The sequence below is a fragment of the Haloarcula sp. H-GB4 genome, assembly GCF_030848575.1.
GTDB lineage: Archaea > Halobacteriota > Halobacteria > Halobacteriales > Haloarculaceae > Haloarcula.
Map to the genome: position 1 here is coordinate 1 of NZ_JAVDDX010000014.1, position 1,376 is coordinate 1,376.

Here is a 1,376-nt window from a genome sequence, read left to right on the forward strand (position 1 = left end):
ACCAGGCGGCCAGATTGCAGTGGCTCCCAGCTGTCGAACCCGTGGTCTGCTGGCGGCGTCAGTGTCGTCCGGGCCGTAGCGATCAGGTAGTCAGCCCCGCTGACAACTTTGCCAGCCGTGTTCGCGACATCTGGAATGAATTCCACATTCCCCCCGAAGTCGGTTATCGCCTCGTTTTCCCAACGCAATGCTTCTGGATGGGCGGCGACCGGCACCGGCGGGCCCCGGAAGCCCTCGCTTCGGATGTGGGATTTTGCTTTACTCTCGCAACCGAATGTCTCCCCGCAGGTACACTCGAACGATTCGTCGTTGCGGTAGTAGCCGTCAGTATCCTGTGAGCGGACAAGTTCGCCGTGGTCGTCCATGTAGATGGTATCGACATACCCCCACGAGTACGACACCTCGATCTCATGCTCTTGACGGGGCCTGCTGAACTCGAACCCGGCTTGCTGGTCTAGCTGTCTGTCCTGCGTCTGAGTCGGATTAGTTGTCGTCATCCTCTCACCCGCCAGAGGAACACAAAATTGTTCGGTTCAGCGTCTTAACCAACAGAGGTCGTGAGTGTTGGTTAAGAAGATCGGTATTGTCGGTTTAGGTGCTACTCAGGTCGATCAATACTCCTCTGCGACCTCGTCGCGGAACTGCTTCCCCAAGTCGGTGAAATAGAGTCGCCAGTACAGGGTCGCACCCATCGTCGATACCGTCAATAGCAAGTGGGTAACTTCGGAGGCCGTGTCCGGGGGGTTCGTCCGGCTGTACTCCAGCCCAGTTTGGGCGTACACCCCAGGTGCCACCGAGTGAAGAAACGGCTCGATCGCGATCAGGTACGCCGCCATCACGAGCAGGGATGCCCCGAGAACCTCGATCGCGATCCGCATTCCGCCTTCCATCTTGAGGATATCGAACTCGTCCATCTCCATCTCTGTTCGCACGGTTGGTGAAATAAAATGTCACGGTCAAAGTCATGTGTGTGCGACTCGATGCGTTCTCCACGCAGGTCCTCGATGGGCGTGTCGTATGGGGCGACCGTCTGCCGAGGTATCAAGATCCTGTGCTCTGCGGAGAGGACACCCCAAGTATTCGCTTGTCGGTCAGCAGTTCGAGCCCACTGGACAGCGGCCTCAGCATACGATCGCTTGACCGAGAAATAGGACGATGTGTAGAGGTTGCGAACCTCCACTGGATTATCGGCTTTCGCGTCACCGCACCCGGCAAGCACGAAGCGGCCCCGAGTCCGTTGTGTCTGTGTTGTCATTATCAGTCTCCCTCGTCCAGAGAGGGAGTCACAAAATCCTCTGAGGGTGCGTGGCCGGGTTCACTCGTGAACCCCAGTGGGGATGAGTCCTGCCCGGTATTCTACTCTGTCTCGCTCGTGT

At 57.8% G+C, this 1,376-nt stretch carries 2 protein-coding genes and 1 pseudogene; all 3 read right to left on the bottom strand.

The window, feature by feature from the left end; translation table 11 throughout:
- Positions 1–497 (bottom strand): hypothetical protein (locus RBH20_RS21305; RefSeq protein WP_306712422.1); only part of this gene is annotated, 497 nt, incomplete at its 3' end.
- A 114-nt stretch (positions 498–611) separates the two neighbouring features.
- Entirely contained in the window at positions 612–932 is a 321-nt protein-coding gene (locus RBH20_RS21310; RefSeq protein WP_306712423.1) for a hypothetical protein, read from the bottom strand.
- A gap of 32 nt (positions 933–964) precedes the next feature.
- Positions 965–1,258: pseudogene (locus RBH20_RS21315) on the bottom strand (DUF6884 domain-containing protein); the annotation flags it as partial.
- Between the last annotated feature and the right edge of the window lie 118 nt (positions 1,259–1,376).